The organism is Pseudomonas sp. WS 5011 (assembly GCF_012985775.1).
Lineage (GTDB): Bacteria > Pseudomonadota > Gammaproteobacteria > Pseudomonadales > Pseudomonadaceae > Aquipseudomonas > Aquipseudomonas peli.
Genome location: NZ_JAAQXA010000006.1, coordinates 245,484 through 263,081, shown reverse-complemented (window position 1 = coordinate 263,081; position 17,598 = coordinate 245,484). Strand labels below are relative to the sequence as shown.

General features: G+C 61.1%; 14 protein-coding genes and 1 pseudogene. 3 read left to right on the top strand and 12 right to left on the bottom strand.

The window, feature by feature from the left end:
- Both HBN63_RS09480 and istA read right to left on the bottom strand, forming a co-directional pair.
- On the bottom strand, positions 1 to 121 hold a 121-nt coding region (locus HBN63_RS09480; RefSeq protein WP_223181871.1), incomplete at its 3' end, for an ATP-binding protein.
- Positions 114 to 1,613: an IS21 family transposase gene (gene istA / locus HBN63_RS09475; RefSeq protein WP_170038461.1), complete on the bottom strand. Its 1,500-nt coding sequence runs from the start codon at positions 1,611 to 1,613 to the stop codon at positions 114 to 116. The genes HBN63_RS09480 and istA, both read right to left, overlap by 8 nt.
- A gap of 94 nt (positions 1,614 to 1,707) precedes the next feature.
- Here istA and HBN63_RS09470 point away from each other — a divergent pair.
- Positions 1,708 to 2,076: pseudogene (locus HBN63_RS09470) on the top strand (tyrosine-protein phosphatase); the annotation flags it as partial.
- A 157-nt stretch (positions 2,077 to 2,233) separates the two neighbouring features.
- Here HBN63_RS09470 and tnpC read toward each other — a convergent pair.
- From tnpC to HBN63_RS09445, 5 genes are all read right to left on the bottom strand, one after another.
- Positions 2,234 to 2,596 carry a Tn3 family transposase post-transcriptional regulator TnpC gene (gene tnpC, locus HBN63_RS09465; RefSeq protein ID WP_034138743.1) on the bottom strand — a complete coding sequence of 121 codons (363 nt, stop codon included), beginning with the start codon at positions 2,594 to 2,596 and terminating at the stop codon, positions 2,234 to 2,236.
- Between the two features lie 521 nt (positions 2,597 to 3,117).
- On the bottom strand, positions 3,118 to 4,548 hold the full coding sequence (locus HBN63_RS09460; RefSeq protein WP_023108662.1) for an IS1182 family transposase: 1,431 nt from the start codon (positions 4,546 to 4,548) through the stop codon (positions 3,118 to 3,120).
- 117 nt (positions 4,549 to 4,665) lie between these two features.
- A complete protein-coding gene (locus HBN63_RS09455; RefSeq protein WP_170049219.1) occupies positions 4,666 to 5,871 on the bottom strand; it encodes an integrase arm-type DNA-binding domain-containing protein in 1,206 nt (401 codons plus the stop codon).
- A 203-nt stretch (positions 5,872 to 6,074) separates the two neighbouring features.
- Positions 6,075 to 6,602 carry an inorganic diphosphatase gene (gene ppa / locus HBN63_RS09450; RefSeq protein WP_090255657.1) on the bottom strand — a complete coding sequence of 176 codons (528 nt, stop codon included), beginning with the start codon at positions 6,600 to 6,602 and terminating at the stop codon, positions 6,075 to 6,077.
- A gap of 79 nt (positions 6,603 to 6,681) precedes the next feature.
- On the bottom strand, positions 6,682 to 7,521 hold the full coding sequence (locus HBN63_RS09445) for a M90 family metallopeptidase (RefSeq protein ID WP_170049218.1): 840 nt from the start codon (positions 7,519 to 7,521) through the stop codon (positions 6,682 to 6,684).
- Positions 7,522 to 7,632: 111 nt separating this feature from the next.
- Between HBN63_RS09445 and HBN63_RS09440 the strand changes: the two genes are divergently transcribed.
- Positions 7,633 to 9,231 (top strand): SpoIIE family protein phosphatase, encoded by a 1,599-nt coding sequence (locus tag HBN63_RS09440; protein ID WP_170049217.1) that lies wholly within the window; start codon positions 7,633 to 7,635, stop codon positions 9,229 to 9,231.
- 43 nt (positions 9,232 to 9,274) lie between these two features.
- Here the strand turns inward: HBN63_RS09440 and HBN63_RS09435 are convergent, their stop codons facing one another.
- From HBN63_RS09435 to HBN63_RS09415, 5 genes are all read right to left on the bottom strand, one after another.
- Complete coding sequence (locus HBN63_RS09435; RefSeq protein ID WP_090255651.1) at positions 9,275 to 9,742, bottom strand: GNAT family N-acetyltransferase; 468 nt, start codon at positions 9,740 to 9,742, stop codon at positions 9,275 to 9,277.
- A 138-nt stretch (positions 9,743 to 9,880) separates the two neighbouring features.
- Positions 9,881 to 10,693, bottom strand: a complete 813-nt coding sequence (gene eutC / locus HBN63_RS09430; RefSeq protein WP_160089248.1) for an ethanolamine ammonia-lyase subunit EutC — start codon at positions 10,691 to 10,693, stop codon at positions 9,881 to 9,883.
- 14 nt (positions 10,694 to 10,707) lie between these two features.
- On the bottom strand, positions 10,708 to 12,102 hold the full coding sequence (locus tag HBN63_RS09425; RefSeq protein WP_170049216.1) for an ethanolamine ammonia-lyase subunit EutB: 1,395 nt from the start codon (positions 12,100 to 12,102) through the stop codon (positions 10,708 to 10,710).
- A 61-nt stretch (positions 12,103 to 12,163) separates the two neighbouring features.
- A complete protein-coding gene (gene eat / locus HBN63_RS09420; protein WP_167147263.1) occupies positions 12,164 to 13,612 on the bottom strand; it encodes an ethanolamine permease in 1,449 nt (482 codons plus the stop codon).
- A gap of 181 nt (positions 13,613 to 13,793) precedes the next feature.
- A complete protein-coding gene (locus HBN63_RS09415) occupies positions 13,794 to 15,314 on the bottom strand; it encodes an aldehyde dehydrogenase family protein (protein WP_170049215.1) in 1,521 nt (506 codons plus the stop codon).
- A gap of 303 nt (positions 15,315 to 15,617) precedes the next feature.
- Here HBN63_RS09415 and HBN63_RS09410 point away from each other — a divergent pair, with 303 nt between their 5' ends.
- A complete protein-coding gene (locus HBN63_RS09410; protein ID WP_170049214.1) occupies positions 15,618 to 17,519 on the top strand; it encodes a sigma-54-dependent Fis family transcriptional regulator in 1,902 nt (633 codons plus the stop codon).
- Positions 17,520 to 17,598 lie beyond the last annotated feature (79 nt).

Genomic DNA, 17,598 nt, shown 5'->3' with positions numbered 1-17,598 from the left:
GGTGTTCGAGCAGCCACTTGGACGAGGCTGTGTTCGACTCACCCTGTGCAGTTAACTCCGCCCAGGCCGTGGCCATGCCGTGCAGGCGCAGCTCCTTGAGTTCCGCCATCAAATCACGCATGACCGACCTCCTCGGCCTGGCCACGCAGGCGGTCGTAGCGCGCCGTGTTAGCGACGGGGGCTTCCTTGAGCGACAAGTGGGTTTCGACGCTGGGTGGTGGTTCGGATGCTGTCAGCCGTGCCACGACATTGAGGATGTGTTCGGCGCTCAGGCTGCCGCTTTCCAGTACCAGCTCAACAGCCACCAGCACCGCATCGAGCCCGGCGACCGGTACGGCAGCCAGAACTTGCGCCATGATCCGGTCACCGCCGGCATGACGCCCCAGACCGTGCTTAAGCTGACGCAGCGGCGCCGGCAGATCAGCAAAGGGCGCGCCGTTGCGCAGCGCACCGGGCTTGCGTTCGATCAGCGGGAGGTAGTGCTGCCAGTCATAGCTGACCTGGTCGCGATCCAGCAAGCGGACATGGCTGGCGATCAGCGCGTCGTCAGCCACCACCTCGATTCGCGTCGGATACAAACGGCTGCTGACCCACTTACCCGCGTACTCACACGGCACCGAGTAGCGGTTGCGCCCGACGCTGACCAGGCAGGTGCTGGAGACCCGCGCAGGCCGCTCGACGTAACCGTCGAATGGCGCTGGCACAGGCATCAGTTCAGCGCGCTCCAACTCCAGCACTTCGGCCACACTCAGCCCGCTGTATTGAGGGTGCGTCAGCTCGCTCCAAAGCGCGCGGCAGCGCTGGCCCAGCCAGGCATTGAGTTCCTCGAAGGAGTGAAAATGACAGTCCTGGGCGTCTAGCCAGATGCGCCTACGGCTGTCTTGCACGTTCTTTTCAACGATGCCCTTTTCCCAACCAGCGGCGACGTTGCAGAAGTCCGGATCGAACAGGTAATGCGCGCACATCACCGCAAAGCGCGCATTCACCGTCCGGCCTTTGCCCTTATTGACCTTGTCGACGGCCGTCTTCATGTTGTCGTAGATGCCCCGGCGCGGCACGCCGCCCAAGGAGCCGAACGAGCGTGTATGGGCGTCAAATAACATCTCATGGCCCTGGCTCGGATACGCCACAAGCCAGAACGCACGGCTGGCACACAGCTTCAGATGTGCCACCTGCATACGCCGGTAAATGCCGCCGACCAGCAAGCCTTCCTCGCTCCAGTCAAACTGAAACGCCTCGCCAAGAGCAAAGGTCAGCGGCACAAAGGCCTGCGACGCCTTGCCCTGTCCCCCTCGCCAGGCACGGATAAACGCGGTGAGCTGGCTGTAGCCACCGTCATAACCTTCGGCTTTGATTTGCGCCAACAGCGCCTTGGCACTGCGCCGCTGTTGCTTGGGCCGCAGCGAATCGGCTTTTAGCGCCTGCTCCAGCGTGGCGTGAAAAGGGCTGAGTTTGTTGAAGATCGCGCGGCGTTGGTAGACCGGCGGCTTGGCCTCAGGTGCTCTGACCCACTTGCGAATCGTGTTGCGCGCCAACCCGGTGCGCTTGGCTATCTCATGCAGCGACAGCTTGTCGCGGAAATACATCCGGCGGATTTTGCCCATCATTTCCATACTGATCACCCTGTGTTCTCCTGCTCAAAAATTGAGCAGAAGCAGTTGAACACCTGGGTCAGTTTTCAGTCGGCAGAACAGCCTCTACTGGGTCAGTTTTCGGTCAGCGGCAACACATACTGACAGAGTTGATGATACGGATGTGATCGCAGCATTACGGAGCATTCGACAGTCACAAGAGCTCGGTTCTGTGCTGATTCACTGTAAGCATGGACAAAATAGAACTGGCCTGATTGCGGCTCTATATCGCATCGTTTATCAGGGCTGGAGCAAGGAGCAAGCTCTGGCTGAAATGCGCGGTGGCGGCTTTGGCGGTGAGCAGCGATTAGACGATGCCGAACGATACTTGCAACAAGTCGATATAGAGCAACTCAAGATTGCACTTGAGGGTGGAGCTTGTAGTACAAGTCCATTGGCCTTGTGTGCGATGAAGGCTTGGATAGTCGATATGCTTAAAGTGTAATGCCAGTAACGGCATACCGAACGGTAGCGTGACGATGCAGAGATCCCAAGCTATATTGCAGTTTCATCCGTGTGCCCCTCTTACTATGCCGCCTACGGGCGGCTTTTCTTTTTCAGGACTCAAACCTGCACCGAGTTTGGCTTGAACCCAACGCCAGCTATCGTTCATGGCCTGGAACAAGATCACCCAACGGTGCAATCGTCATCTGAGCAATGCGTATCCAAGAACTCAGCGTTTCGAGATCTAGCCGTACCGATTCGGCCGCTTCCCAAATGCTGACATTCTCAGTTGGGACTGTCGGTACGACGCCCTCGATTACCGTCAGCGCCATTGCATGCAACCGCAGTAGCTCGTCGCGCATGTCATTAATTCCACCCAACTCTGCCAGACATGCATCCAGTCGGCCAACCAACTGCAGAAGCCGGGTGGTGTCGAAGTTCGCTCGCAGCCTTTCCAGTGCTACAGAATCCACTTCGCCGTAAGGAGTAGTCTGAAAAGACGCCGGCGGAACCTCAATCATGTTGCCTCCCCAGCCCAGTTGTACAGGCCTATCCCCCACCGCGCGCGACTGAGCCCCTTCTTAAAGCTTCCTCATACGCTCATGCGGGCCCGCGATTGTAGAGGGCGAGAGCGATCACATCCGATTCGATACCTATTAGAGAGTTGTTGTCGAGCTGAATACAGGGCCAAGAGCTCCAATTGGCAGCGTCTCCGCCTGCTCCTCAATCCGGCCGGCCATAAGCATGTCAGTCCGGCTTGGATAATGACGCAGTGAATCGCCCCTACTTTCGTAGATACATGTAAGCCTCAATAGAGGTCTTCAAACGCTGCGGCACTGTTCCTTTTCGGCTGCGCCCGCCTGCTACGGACAGGCCGCTATTGGCCCAGAGTGTGTAAAAACTCTTTCTTATCGTGCGTGCTTCAGCCCATTGCTCCTGGGCGTGGCGACTTCCCGATTATTTACCAGGATCAGCGCCGGTAACGCTTCAGAGCGCGTATGAAGCGCTTTGGCACCTCTTTGGGGCAGTAAAAGCCGGGCTTTTACGCCGCCATCGCCTTCAACAAGCCTTCGGTGCCGATGATTTTCATCACCCGCTTCAAGTTATAGGCGAGCACATTCAAGCTCATTTCTGCGCTCACCCCGTTCAGTTTTCGAGTCAGGAAGTGCGTTGCCCCCATCCATTGTTTGAGCGTCCCGAATGGATGCTCAACAGTCCGCTTTCGAACCCGCATCATCTCCGGTGCTTGGTTCAGCCGGCGTTGCATTTCCTCCAGCACAGCTTCATGTTCCCAGCGCCTTACTCGACGATTTGTGCTTGGCGTGCACTGGGTTTTCAGCGTGCAACTCTGGCACTTTGAACTCCAGTAGCAGTGCATATTCATGCCTTTCTCAACGCTGGAGAATCGCCAGATCAGTGCCTCTCCCGCCGGGCAGGTGTATTCGTTTTTCGTCGAGTCATACACGAAGGCATCTTTGTTGAATCGGCCATCAGCCTTGGCGCTTGAAGTCATTGGCTTAGGCACGTAGGCCGTGATGTTTGCGTCGTGACAGGCAAGGATTTCTTCACCCTTGAAGTAGCCTCGGTCAGCCACCACGGACAGCGTTTCTGCGCCGACAGCTTCACGAGCCTGCTTCGCCATTGAACTGAGTTGGTCACGGTCTGAACCGCTGTTGGTGACCTCATGAGCAACTATTAAATGGTGCTGCGTATCGACAGCCGTCTGCACGTTGTAGCCAACGATACCGCTGCCGCGCGTCATCATCGAACGGGCATCCGGGTCGGTCAGCGAAACCTGTTTGTCAGGGGAATCGTTGAGCTGAGTTTCGATCCCCTCAAGCTCTTTCATCTGCGATTTGAGCTTGGCGATTTTATCTTCCAGGCTGGCAATGTCTGGCGCGGAGGCGCTAGGAATCTGTCGATCAGCCGCATCGAGCGCAGCCAAATAACGGCTGATGCTCGCCTCGATTTCTTCCATGCGCCGCTTCAGTTTGGCGCTGGTGAAATTGCGGTCACGGTTGTTCACTGCCTTGAATTTGCTGCCGTCGATGGCAACCAGGTTTTCGTCAAACAACCCCAACTGCTGGCAGAGCAAAACGAACTGGCGGCAGACGCCGCGAATGGCCTTGCTGTTGTCTTTTCGGAAGTTGGCGATGGTCTTGAAATCGGGCGTCAAGCGCCCGGTCAGCCACATCAGTTCAACGTTGCGCTGAGCTTCTCGCTCAAGACGGCGACTCGATTGGATGCGGTTCAGGTAGCCGTAGATATAGATCTTTAGCAGGACAGCGGGATGGTAAGCAGGTCTGCCGGTTTCGGCTGGAATGACGCCATCAAAACCTAGCTTGGCCAAGTCGAGTTCATCGACGAAAACGTCAACCACCCGAACCGGATTGGTATCGCTGACGTAGTCGTCGAGGCTTTCGGGAAGTAAGGTGCTTTGACCTCGGTGTTCACCCTGGATAAACCGTTTCATGGGCATCCCTTGCGATGAGACTCTTGGAAATTATAGCAAGGGTTTACCGGGGGCGTTTTTACACACTCTGGGCCGGTTTCTGCCTGTTCTTACCGGCTGCTTTGGGCTCGCTGTGGGTCACTTCTTGCTCGTGCAGAACTTGGCCCATTCCGCCATCAGTGCCCTGCGCTTCTCCAGAAGGTCGGAGCGCGAATAGGCCGCCTCGGTCTGGTCGCGTTCATCATGGGCAAGCGCAAGCTCGCATATCTCTCGCGGGTAGTTGGTGCATTCGTTTGCCCAGTCCCGGAAGGTCGATCGAAAGCCATGTCTCGTGATGTCTGCATACCCCAGCTTGTGCAGCAGGTTGCGTATGGCGTTGCCATGCATGACACCATTCTTCCCTTGCCCAGGGAAAAGATATATTGAATGAGTCGTATTCATGATATTCAGCATCTCGACTACCGGGGGCGATAGAGGAATGACGAAAGGTTTTCGCATCTTCATGCGCTCAGCCGGCAGTGCCCAAGTGCCAGTTTCGAGGTCAAACTCAGACCATTGAGCATGTTGGATCATGTGGTAACGAGCACCGGTCAGAATCAGTAATCTGGTTGCGATGGCGTCACGTGTATCGATGTTGGCCAGGGTGGATATCAGCTTCGGAGTGTCTTTCCACTGCAGTGCTGGGAAGTGCTGGCGCTGCCTGGCCTTCTTCTTCTCTGCCTTGCTCAGCAAGTTGTCCAAGTGCCCGCGCCAGCGGGCAGGATTGTCTCCCTCGCGTAAACGCCGAGTCTTGGCTGCATCCAGTATTTGCTCGATCTGGCCCCTGATTTCATCAGCAGTCCGTGTCTTGGTTACCCAGATGGGTTGCAATGCAGCAAGCACATGCTCGGTGCTGATGATGTCAGCCGACAACTTGCTCATGGTCGGGAAGGCGTAGAGCTCCAGTTTGCGCAGCCAGCCTTTCCGCCACTTCTCAGACCAACTGCTGCCGTGTGCTTGTTGGTATTCGCGGGCGAGATCTTCGAACGTCGTGCGACGTGCTGCAGCCTGGCGTTCCGCTTCGCGCTTGGCTTCCTTTGCTGCATCGCGGGTTGCCAGTGGGTCGCTTCCGGAAGCTAGAAGCTTGCGTTGATCGGCGGCCAGCTGCCGGGCTTGGCTGAGTGTGACGGTTGGGAAGGGGCCTAGCCCCATTTCGCGGCTGCGGCCATCCAGCTTGTAGCGGAAGATCCAGCTGGTGCCGCCGCTCTTGGATACCTGGAAGTACAGGCCATCGCCATCATTGGTTTTTCCTGGCGTTGCAGCCTTGGCTATCGACTCCACGGTCTTGCTGGTCAGCTTGCCCATTACTCGCTCCTACTCCAACCCACACCCCACGACCCACACTTTGACCCACACCTTGGTCGCGGTTTTTATGGATGGTTACTGGATGTCTTAGGACGAATGCTAAGCTGCAGGGCCCGTATTTGCTAGTGCTGTAGGATCTTGTCGGATTTCTTCGGGCAATAAAAAAGCCGGCTTGTGGCCGGCTTTTAGGGGGTGGTAGCTACTTATTTTTGGTAAGCAGCGACCGCCTTGTTAATCAGGTTGCGGGCCTCGTCGGCGCCAGCCCAGCCTTCAACCTTGACCCACTTGCCCTTCTCGAGATCTTTGTAGTTCTCGAAGAAGTGCTTGATCTGCTCGATCAGCAGTGGGGGCAGGTCGGTGTATTCCTGTACGTCTTTGTACAGCACGGTCAGTTTGTCGTGCGGTACGGCAACCAGCTTGGCGTCGCCGCCGGCTTCGTCGCTCATCAGCAGCACACCAACTGGACGGGCGCGGATAACCGAACCTGGTGCCACTGGATATGGAGTGACAACCAGTACGTCGAGGGGATCACCGTCGTCAGCCAGGGTGTGCGGGATAAAACCGTAGTTGGCTGGGTAGAACATCGGGGTGGCCATGAAGCGGTCGACCATCAGGCAATCGGTGTCGTGGTCGATTTCGTATTTGATCGGCGCGTGGTTGGCCGGGATCTCGATGGCGACGTAGATGTCGTTTGGCAGGTCTTTACCAGCTGGGATCTTGCTGTAGCTCATGGGGCGACTCCCGAAGGGTGGGCCAAAAAAAGTGGCGCGATTATAGGCATATTCACCAGGGGTTGCTACGCCGGGATGCCTAGCCATTGGTCGCGAACCCACTGTCTTCAGTTCTGACCTGGTAGTCGGGGTTGCAGGCTTGCAACTGCTGCAGGCGTGCCAGTGGATCCTGCCGGTAGAACAGCGCCAGCTGCGCGTACACCGCCGGGAAGGCACCGGCGAGCAGGTCTGGGGCGCTGAAGAAGTATTCGCTGGTGACGGCGAAGAATTCTGCCGGGTTTTCCGCTGCATAAGGGTCGATGGCGGTTTCGGCCTCGGGATTGGCATCCAGCTCTGTATTCATCTGATCGAAGGCGCTCTGCATGGCTTTGGCCCACGCCCGCACGGCCATAGTGCTGTGCAGGGGTGGTAAGCCGTTGGCGTCGCCGTTAAGCATGTCCAGTTTGTGCGCCAGCTCGTGGATCACCAGGTTGTAGCCATCCCATTGACCGCTGGCCTGCACGCCGGGCCAGGCGAGGATCACCGGGCCTTGCTGCCAGGCTTCGCCGCTGTGCTCGGCGTCCCATTCGTGGACCACGCCGCTGGCGTCGCGGTGGCGCTGCGGGCTGACGAAGTCATCTGGGTAGAGGACGATCTCATGGAAGCCCTGATACCAGTTGAGATCGGCCAGGTGCAGCAGCGGTAGCTCGGCCTGCACCGCCAGCAGCAGGCGCGCCTGGGCGTCGAGGTCTACGCCGGGCAGGGCGCTGAGGTGTTTGTGATGCAGAAACAGCACAGCGCGTTCGCGCAGGCGCCGCTGTTCGGCGTCATCCAGGCCATCGAGGATCGGCAAGTGCTGCAATACGGCCTGCCACTGCGCACTGCTGACAGGATGACGGGCAAGGATGCGCTGGCGACGCCAGGCGCGGAGCGACCACATGGACTCTGCTCGGACGGTGGAAAGCGCCCACCATAAGCCGGGTGTCAGTGCTGGGCAAGTCGGCACAAAGGCTGCAACGGCATGCTTATCTGCGACCTGGGAGGGCTGCCAATGTCGATCGAGCGTCTGCATCATCCCACCATCAAGCTGCTCTGCGGCAACGGTCTTGACCTGCCCAACCAGGCCGCACGGGCCCGCGCGACCTGGCTGCCGCGGCGGGAAGGACAGCCGGCGGTGCTTCTGGTGGCGCTGCTCTGGGCGCGCGAATGCACTGATGTGGTGCGTAGCCTGGAGTCCTACCTGGATGGCCTGCTGGCCGACTGCTGTTGCACGCCGGGTGGCTGGAGCGAAGCCCAGGCGGCGCGGCAGGTGCTGGCAGCATTCAATCAGCAGCTGTTTCGTCAACGCCAGGCTGGACGCAGCATCGCGCAACTGAATGCCGGGTTGCTGTTGCTGCAGAACGGCGAGGCGCAGTTTCTCCAGGCCGGGGCCATCGGTTTACGGCGCTATCAAGGCGGCACCACGCAGAGCTTGATCGGCCGCGATGGGCTGCAGCTGGGCGCTCAGGCCGAACTGGCGCTGGTGCAGCACAGCCTGACCCTTAATCCTGGCGAGCTGTTATTGCTGGCACCGCAGCCGTTGCTGGATGTGGCGGACTTGCAAGGCTTTTGCGGCGCGGGCGATACCCTGCAAGGCGATCCATTGCCGGAGATGCTTGCACCATTGCTGCAAGCCCCCGGCGCAGCTGTTTTATTGCTGCCGGGCGAAGCCGATAGCGCGCCTGAGCTGGCCCCGCGCAAGCCCTGGCGCGCGGTGGTCGATGCGCAACCTGGTTTGCAGCTGGATGGCTGGGTGCTGCTCTCGGCCTGCCCCTACGGTCCGCCGGGGCGGGTGTTTCGCGCCACCGATCCGCATGGGCGTGAGGCCATGCTGTGGCTGGCCGAGCGGGATGCGGATGAAGCATTTTGGCAGCGCGAGTGGGCGCTACGGCGCAGTCCGGTGGCCAGCCTGGCGCAGGTGATGTCTTCGCATCAGCCGCGTGAGCATGCCTTCTGGCTGTTCGAGCCTGCGGGCAAGGGTATGCGTAACCTGAACGACTGGGTGGCGGCCCACGGCCCGGTCGATGGTTTGACGATACTGGCTGTGCTCGAACAGTTGATCGCCGCCGTACGCGGTTTGCAACGACGCGGCATGCAGGGGCTGTGGCTGGACCCGCGCAATATTCTGCTGGATGACGGCGGCCGCCTGCTGTTGCTGCCCGAACATGCCGCGCTATTGCCTGGGGTGGCGCCGCAGGCAATACCCGCGCAGGCGGTGCCGCTGGCGCCCGAGTTGCGCGCCGGGCAGGCTGTGGATGGCCGCACCGACCAGTTCGCCCTTGCAGCGCTGGCTTATTGGCTGTTCAGTGGGCGTTGGCCCGAGGCAGCGCAGGCGGATGCGGGCGGTCATAGCCGTTATATGCCATTGGCGCAGTTCAGCATGCGGGTGCCAATCGGCTGGGATGGTGTGCTGGCGCGGGCGCTGGCGCCCAGGCCTGAAGCGCGCTTCGAGGCGCTGTCGGAGTTTGAGCAGGCGTTGCGTCAGCCGTTACTGCATCAACCGGTACCTTCGCGTCGCACACGGCGCTATCGGCAGGGCTGGCACCTGGCAGCGCTGGCGCTGTTGGTGCTGCACCTGGGCGTGGGTTTGTGGCTTAGCCTGGAAGGCTGAGGGGCTGAGCCAGCGGCGCACTGTGCGTCGCTGGCTGGGCAGGTTACGGCGCGGTGAAGTCTTCGGTGATCGGCAGGACAAAGCTCTTGAATTCGGTGTCTTCCTTGAAGCCGATGGATTCGTAGAGTTTGTGGGCGACCTCGTTGTCGACGCTTGAGGCCACGCGCAGACGCACGGCGTTGGTTTCCTTGGCCATCTGCTTGGCGGTCTGGATCAGACGGTCGGCCACCAGCTGGCGGCGTGCATCCTGGCAAACGTAGATGTCGTTGAGAATCCACACGCGCTTGAGCGACAGCGAGGAGAAGCTCGAATAGAGCTGGCAGAAGCCGAGAATCTTCTCTTCATCATCGGCCATGGCCAGGTAGATCACCGATTCCTTGCGGCTGATGCGCTTTTCCAGAAATTTGCGCGAGGAGTCGGGGTAGGGCAGCTGGCCAAAGTGTTCGCGGTAATTGACGAACAGTGGCGTGAGTTGATCCAGATGCTCCAGGGTCGCTTGGACGATGCGCATGGTGAGCCTCTACTTAAAGTCATGTGGATGGCTTCGGCAACACGGCAGCGCTGCCTGCGAACGACCCCGATGCTGCCTAAAGCTTTTGGAAAGTGCAATCCAAACAAGCGTTTGGTTGTAGTTTGCGGAAATTCCCCATCATCCAAGCAGAAAGTTCTCGCGCGGCACCCCGCCGGCCAGCAGCGGCACTTCGGCCTCATCCTTGAGATTGACCCCCGACAGCTGGCGGCGGCAGGCCTCGCGCATCAGGTACAGCAGGCGGTGGCTGGCCATGGCGTAGCTCAGCCCTTCCTGGCGCACGTTGGAGATGCAGTTGCGGTAGGCGTCGGTCAGGCCGACCTTGGGTGCGTAGGTGAAGTACAGCCCCAGGCTGTCCGGTGAACTCAGGCCGGGGCGTTCGCCGATCAGGATCACCACCATGCGTGCGCCGAGCAGTTCGGCTACTTCATCGGCTACCGCCACGCGGCCCTGGCTGACCAAGGAGACGGGCGCCACGCTCCAGCCTTCGGCAGCGGCTTGCTCCTCGATATGCGCCACCATGGGCAGGGCGTTGCGGTGCACGGCCAAGGCGGACAGGCCGTCGGCGATGACAATCGCCAGGTCGTAGCCGTCCGGATTGTTTTCGCGGTGCTGACCCAGCAGCTCGGCGGATTCATGGCTTAAGCGCCGACCGAGATCCGGGCGTTGCAGGTAGGTGTCGCGGTCCTTGGCGGCGCTGTGCAGCAGCAGGCTCTGCCGATGCTGGTGAGCCAGGCCGGCGGCCAATGCGCCGTGGTCAAACGGCAGGTGCACGGCATCGCGAGCCTGGGCGTGGGCGAACTGGAAGTCCAGCTGTGCGCGGGTCGGCATGCTGGTGCCGGCGCGGCCGAGGGCGATACGTGCCGGGGTGAGGTTACGCAGTTGCTGCCAGGGATTTTCGCTGGCGCCGCTGAGTGGGCTGTCATCGTACATAAGCGGCTCCTTAATTAACCAAGCTGCGCCAACGCCTGACGAAACGCCGGCGGCAGGCTGTTGCCCATGCGCGGGCGGCCATCGGCCTGGGTGAAGATGCCCATGCGCTGCAACCAGCCTTCAAACTCGGGGGCTGGTTTCAGCCCCAGGCTCTGCCGGGCATACAGCGCGTCGTGAAAGGAGGTGGTCTGGTAATTGAGCATCACGTCGTCAGAGCCGGGGATGCCCATGATGAAGTTGATGCCGGCCACGCCCAGCAGGGTCAGCAGCACGTCCATGTCGTCTTGATCGGCTTCGGCGTGGTTGGTGTAGCAGATGTCGCAGCCCATCGGCAGGCCCAGCAGCTTGCCGCAGAAGTGGTCTTCCAGGCCGGCGCGAATGATCTGTTTGCCGTTATACAGGTACTCCGGGCCGATAAAGCCGACCACGGTATTCACCAGAAACGGCTTGAAGTGCCGCGCCACTGCATAGGCGCGGGTCTCACAGGTTTGCTGGTCGAGGCCATGATGGGCGCCGGCAGACAGTGCGCTGCCCTGGCCGGTTTCGAAATACATCAGGTTGTCGCCGAGGGTGCCGCGTTTGAGGCTCAGGCCGGCGTCGTAGCCTTCCTGCAGAATTTTCAGGCTGACGCCGAAGCTGGCGTTGGCCGCCTCGGTGCCGGCAATCGACTGGAACACCAGGTCCAGCGGCACGCCACGGTTGATCGCCTCGATCGAGGTGGTGACGTGGGTCAGCACGCAGGCCTGGGTGGGGATTTCATAACGCTGGATGATGCCGTCGAGCATCTTCAGCATGTCGCAGATCGAACTGATGCTATCGGTGGCCGGGTTGATGCCGATCATTGCGTCGCCGTTGCCGTACAGCAGGCCGTCGAGAATGCTCGCGGCGATGCCGGCCGGTTCATCGGTCGGGTGATTCGGTTGTAGGCGGGTGGACATGCGCCCGCGCAGGCCGACGGTATTGCGAAAGCGGCTGACCACACGGATTTTCTGCGCCACTAGCACCAGATCCTGTACGCGCATGATCTTCGATACCGCAGCGGCCATTTCCGGCGTCAGGCCGGGGGCAAGGGCGCGCAAGCTGGCTTCATCGGCGCTGTCGCCGAGCAGCCAGTCGCGAAATCCGCCGACGGTGAGGTGGCTGACCGGGGCAAAGGCCGCCAGGTCATGGCTGTCGATGATCAGCCGGGTGACTTCATCCACTTCGTAGGGAATCAGCGCTTCGCTAAGGAACTGCTTGAGCGGAATATCGGCCAGGGCCATCTGCGCCGCGACCCGTTCGCCTGCATTGCTCGCCGCCACACCGGCGAGAAAGTCACCGGAGCGCGCCGGGCTGGCCTTGGCCATCACCTCGGCGAGGCTGTCGAAACGGTAGGTTTCACCGCCTACCGTATGCTGAAAACTGGACATCGCGTGTCTCCCAAACGCCACGTTGGCGCAGCACGATCATGCTGCGCCAACGTGACGGATATTACTTGAGCGCGGCCTCGGCTTTACCGATGGCGACGAATTCTTCTTCCGGCGTACCGGCCACCAGATGGTGGCGACTGTACAGGGCGAAGTAGGCGATCAGCACGGCGTAGATAATCGCTGCGCCAATCACCACCCGTGGGTCGACCAGGAAGCCGGCAACCACGGCCACGCAGGCCAGCACCAGGGCGATGCCCGAGGTGACGATGCCGCCTGGGGTGCGATACGGGCGATGCATCTCCGGACGGCGCACGCGCAGGGTGATGTGCGCGGCCATCATCAGCACGTAGGAGATGGTGGCGCCGAACACTGCCACCAGAATCAGCAGGTCACCCTGGCCAGTCAGCGACAGGGCAAAGCCGATCAGGCCAGGCACGATCAACGCCAGTACCGGGGCCTTGTTCTTGTTGGTCAGCGACAGCGAACGCGGCAGGTAGCCGGCGCGCGACAGGGCGAAGATCTGCCGGGAGTAGGCGTAGATGATCGAGAAGAAGCTGGCAATCAGACCGGCCAGGCCGATCAGGTTGACGAAGCTGCTCATCCAGGTGGATTCGCCGTAGGCAATTGTCAGTGCTTCCACTAGCGGGTTGCCGGAGGCCATCAGCGCGTTGGCACCGGCGCCGCCTGGGCCGACCACCAGAATCAGCAGAGCAAAGGCCAGCAGCACCAGCATGGCGCCGATCAGCCCGCGCGGCATGTCGCGCTGCGGGTTGCGGGTTTCTTCAGCAGCCAGTGGCACGCCTTCGACCGCGAGGAAGAACCAGATCGCATAGGGGATCGCTGCCCACACGCCGACATAGCCGAACGGCAGGAAGCTGCTGGCGCCTGCGGCTTCAGTCACCGGAATATCGAGCAGGTTGGCCACCGAGAAGTGCGGCACCATCGCGACGATAAACACGCCAAGGGCAATCGCTGCCACGGCGGTGATGATAAACATCAGCTTCAGCGCCTCACCGACGCCGAAGATATGGATGCCGATAAACAGCACATAGAAGGCCAGGTAAATCGCCCAGCCACCAATGCCGAACAGCGACTCGCAGTAAGCACCGATAAACACCGCAATCGCCGCTGGAGCAATGGCGTATTCGATAAGGATCGCCGTGCCGGTGAGAAAACCGCCCAAGGGACCGAAGGCGCTGCGGGCAAAGCCGTAGCCACCACCAGCGGTGGGGATCATCGAGGACAGTTCAGCCAGGGAGAAGCACATGCACAGGTACATCAGCGCCATCAGCAGGGTGGCGAGAAACATGCCGCCCCAGCCGCCCTGGGCTAGACCGAAGTTCCAGCCGGCGTAATCGCCGGAAATCACGTAGGCCACGCCCAGGCCGACCAGCAATACCCAGCCTGCTGCGCCTTTCTTCAATTGCCTGCTTTGGAAGTAATCGGCATCGACCTGCTCTAAATCGGTGCCTTGCGGTAGACCTACCGCACTGATTTGTTCTGCTGCCATGGGAATTCCTTATCAACAAGCTGGCCGCAGCGCACGCCCGGTCAGGCTTGTAGGTATTTGAGGGAAAAGTGTTACCCAGTGGATCAGCAACCGCTGTGCCAACTACGCCTCTGGTCTAGACCTGGGCGCGGACTGGCAGGCCGATGTCGTTTCCGAGCATCGGCTGCGATTGCGCAGGGGCTTAGAAGAAGCCGAGTGGGTTGATGTCGTAGCTCACCAGCAGGTTCTTGGTCTGCTGGTAGTGGTCGAGCATCATCTTGTGGGTTTCGCGGCCGACGCCGGACTTTTTGTAGCCACCGAAGGCGGCATGCGCGGGGTAGAGGTGGTAGCAGTTGGTCCACACACGACCGGCCTTGATCGCCCGGCCCATGCGGTAGGCGCGGTTGATGTCGCGGGTCCACAGGCCGGCACCGAGGCCGAACTCGGTGTCGTTGGCAATCGCCAGGGCTTCGGCTTCGTCCTTGAAGGTGGTGACGCTGACCACCGGGCCGAAGATCTCCTCCTGGAACACGCGCATCTTGTTGTGTCCCTTGAGCAGGGTCGGTTGGATGTAATAGCCGCCGTCCAGGGTGCCGCTAAGTTTTTCCACCGCGCCGCCGGTGAGCAGCTCGGCACCTTCTTGCTTGGCGATTTCCAGGTAGCTCAAGATTTTGTCGAACTGTTGCTCGGAGGCTTGCGCGCCGACCATGGTGTCGGTGTCCAGCGGGTCGCCGCGTTTGATCTGCTCGACCTTCTTCATCACCTCTTTCATAAAGGCCGGGTAGATCGATTCCTGCACCAGGGCACGCGATGGGCATGTGCACACCTCGCCTTGGTTGAAGAAGGCCAGCACCAGACCTTCAGCGGCTTTCTCGATAAAGCTTTGCTCGGCCTGCATGATGTCTTCAAAGAAGATGTTCGGCGATTTGCCGCCCAGCTCCACGGTGCTCGGGATGATGTTTTCGGCGGCGCATTTCATGATGTGCGCGCCCACCGGAGTCGAGCCGGTGAAGGCGATCTTGGCGATGCGTTTGCTGGTGGCCAGCGCTTCGCCTGCCTCCTTGCCAAAGCCCTGCACCACGTTGAGCACGCCGGGCGGCAGCAGGTCGCCGATCAGCTCCATCAGCACGCTGATGCCCAGCGGCGTTTGCTCGGCAGGTTTGAGTACCACGCAGTTGCCGGCGGCCAGGGCCGGGGCAAGTTTCCAGGCGGCCATCAGCAGCGGGAAGTTCCACGGGATGATCTGCCCAACCACGCCCAGCGGTTCATGGATGTGATAGGCCACGGTGTTGCCGTCGATCTCGGCAGCCGAGCCTTCTTGGGCGCGCAAGCAACCGGCGAAGTAGCGGAAATGGTCGGCGGCCAGCGGAATATCGGCATTCAGGGTTTCGCGCACGGCTTTGCCGTTGTCCCAGGTTTCGGTGATGGCCAACACTTCCAGATTGGCTTCGATGCGGTCGGCGATCTTCAACAGAATCAGCGAGCGCTCCTGCACCGAAGTACGGCCCCAGGCATCGGCGGCGGCGTGGGCGGCGTCGAGGGCCTTGTCGATATCCTCGGCACTGGAGCGCGGGAACTCGGCAATCGGCAGGCCGTTCACCGGCGAGGTATTGGTGAAGTACTGGCCTTTGACCGGCGCGACAAACTCGCCGCCGATGTAGTTGCCGTAACGGGATTTAAAGGAAACGAGGGCACCTTCGGTACCGGGATGGGCGTAACGCATGCTGAATATCTCCTGGTTCTTATGCTTGTTCTGGTGATGCAGCGAGAGGCGCGCGGTGGCGCTTGTGCAGAGACAGAGCAAGGGCTGGGCCAGGAGTGCGCAGTGGCCGTTCTAGAGCGGCTGTGTGGTTTGTGATGGGGCGCTGGAGCAGGGCGCACGTATCGGCCCTGGTACAGCGCGCGTGACACTCTGTACCAGGGGCGATACAGCGTGGTGACTCGCCGGTCAGCGCGTCTTGCAATGGTCGGAAAGCTGGTAGATGCTCGGCCATCACGTGCAACTCCACAGCGGAGAACAATAACAATGCACAACCCAGCAAGCCGCCACGCCCAGCAGGTGCTGACCGTGGCTCAAGGGCGCGGCCAACTCGCCGGCCCGGCTGCCGATTCCTCGGTGGCGCGCTCCTGGCTGCGCTGCCTGCAGCAACATCACCTCGACCCGGCGCAGAGCATGCCGCCAGCGGTGATCGAGCACGCGCACATGCTTGAGCGGCGCGAGCAGCTGCAGCAGGTGCTGGAGATTTCCAGTAACGAGATGAACAGTCTGCACCGCCAGCTGGCCGGCAGCGGCCACGCGGTGCTGCTGACCGATGCCCGTGGGGTGATCCTCAACTGCGTCACCGAGCAGGCGGAAAAACGCACCTTCGAGCAGGCCGGGCTGTGGCTTGGCGCCGACTGGAGCGAGGCCTGCGAAGGCACCAATGGCATTGGCACGTGTTTGGTCGAGCGCCAGCCGCTGACCATCCACCAGAATGAACATTTCCGCAGCCGGCATACCGGGCTGACCTGCTCGGCCAGCCCTGTGTTCGACCCCCATGGCGAGCTGCTGGCGGTGCTGGATGTGTCCTCGGCGCGGCATGATGTGTCGCGGCAGAGCCAGTTTCACACCATGGCGCTGGTCAACCTGTCGGCCAAAGCCATCGAGGGTTGCCATTTCCTGCGCAGCTATGAAGGCGAATGGCTGCTGCGCTTCCACGCCCAGGCCGAATATATCGGCCAGTTCAGCGAAGGGCTGTTGGCCTTCGATGGTGACGGCCGGGTCAGCGCGGTGAATCAGAGCGCGATCAACCTGCTCGGCCTGTCGCGCCGGCAACTGCTCGGGCGCACCTTGGTCGAGGTATTTGATTGCCGCCTGGATGACCTGCTCGGTCGCGCTTCGGCGCAGCCCAGCGCCAGTTGGCCGCTGTATACCCAGCGTGGCCAGTTACTGTTTGCCATGCTGCGTGGCCAGCCTCGGCGCAGTACTCAGGCACTGGCGGTGGCCTTGGCGACGCCTGGGCTGTGCCTGGCTGACCCAGGTTTGCAGAGTGATTTCCGCCGCGCGCTGCGGGTGTATGAGCGTGATGTGCCGCTGCTGATCGGCGGCGAAACCGGCACCGGCAAGGAGGTCTTCGCCAAGGCGCTGCATCAGGTCAGCTCGCGTGGCGGTAAACCCTTTGTTGCGCTGAACTGCGCGGCAATTCCCGAGAGCCTGATCGAGAGTGAATTGTTCGGCTATCGCGGTGGCAGCTTTACCGGTGCGCGCAAGGAAGGCATGCGCGGCAAGCTGCAGCAGGCCGATGGCGGCACGCTGTTTCTCGATGAAATCGGCGATATGCCGCTGGCGCTGCAGACCCGCCTGCTGCGGGTGCTGGAAGAGCGCCGGGTTGAACCAATTGGCGGTGAAGCACAGGCCATCGATGTACGGGTGATCAGCGCCAGCCACCGTGACCTGAACGAACGGGTGGCCAGCGGCGAGTTTCGTCAGGACCTGTTCTATCGCCTCAATGGCCTGGTGATCGACCTACCGCCGCTGCGCGAGCGCAGCGACAAGCTGGCGCTGCTGGATTTTCTGCTAGCCGAAGAGGCGCGCGGGCAACTCGTGCGCCTTGATGATGCGGCTCGCGAGGCGCTGCTGGCTTACCCCTGGCCTGGCAATGTGCGCCAGCTGCGCAATGTGCTGCGCACCCTCTGCGCCCTGTGCGAAAACGGCGTGATCAGCCACGCCGAACTACCCGCCGAGATTCGCCATGCACGCCCTGCGTTGGCCCTGCTGCCTGCAGCCAAACCCGACCAGCTGGGCGACGCCGAACGCCAGGCGCTGCTCGCGGTCTTAGAGGCGCAGCACTGGCAGATGAGCCGCAGCGCCGAGCAGCTGGGCATCAGCCGCAACACCCTGTACCGCAAGTTGCGTAAACACGGGATCAAGTTGCGCTCAACGCTTTGAGCTGCGCCTCTTGAACCACGCCCCGCAGCGCGCCGCCAGGCCTCTGCGGGGCGGCGGCGCTGTGCTAATCTGCGGCCAG

What these genes read in the sequence shown, in the direction of transcription:
- HBN63_RS09445 (WP_170049218.1), bottom strand. Translation starts at nt 7,521, where the DNA reads ATGTGGTCGCTCCGCGCCTGGCGTCGCCAGCGCATCCTTGCCCGTCAT.
- ppa (WP_090255657.1), bottom strand. Translation starts at nt 6,602, where the DNA reads ATGAGCTACAGCAAGATCCCAGCTGGTAAAGACCTGCCAAACGACATC.
- HBN63_RS09435 (WP_090255651.1), bottom strand. Translation starts at nt 9,742, where the DNA reads ATGCGCATCGTCCAAGCGACCCTGGAGCATCTGGATCAACTCACGCCA.
- HBN63_RS09410 (WP_170049214.1), top strand. Translation starts at nt 15,618, where the DNA reads ATGCACAACCCAGCAAGCCGCCACGCCCAGCAGGTGCTGACCGTGGCT.
- HBN63_RS09425 (WP_170049216.1), bottom strand. Translation starts at nt 12,102, where the DNA reads ATGTCCAGTTTTCAGCATACGGTAGGCGGTGAAACCTACCGTTTCGAC.
- eutC (WP_160089248.1), bottom strand. Translation starts at nt 10,693, where the DNA reads ATGTACGATGACAGCCCACTCAGCGGCGCCAGCGAAAATCCCTGGCAG.
- HBN63_RS09455 (WP_170049219.1), bottom strand. Translation starts at nt 5,871, where the DNA reads ATGGGCAAGCTGACCAGCAAGACCGTGGAGTCGATAGCCAAGGCTGCA.
- HBN63_RS09415 (WP_170049215.1), bottom strand. Translation starts at nt 15,314, where the DNA reads ATGCGTTACGCCCATCCCGGTACCGAAGGTGCCCTCGTTTCCTTTAAA.
- HBN63_RS09460 (WP_023108662.1), bottom strand. Translation starts at nt 4,548, where the DNA reads ATGAAACGGTTTATCCAGGGTGAACACCGAGGTCAAAGCACCTTACTT.
- istA (WP_170038461.1), bottom strand. Translation starts at nt 1,613, where the DNA reads ATGGAAATGATGGGCAAAATCCGCCGGATGTATTTCCGCGACAAGCTG.
- HBN63_RS09440 (WP_170049217.1), top strand. Translation starts at nt 7,633, where the DNA reads ATGTCGATCGAGCGTCTGCATCATCCCACCATCAAGCTGCTCTGCGGC.
- tnpC (WP_034138743.1), bottom strand. Translation starts at nt 2,596, where the DNA reads ATGATTGAGGTTCCGCCGGCGTCTTTTCAGACTACTCCTTACGGCGAA.
- eat (WP_167147263.1), bottom strand. Translation starts at nt 13,612, where the DNA reads ATGGCAGCAGAACAAATCAGTGCGGTAGGTCTACCGCAAGGCACCGAT.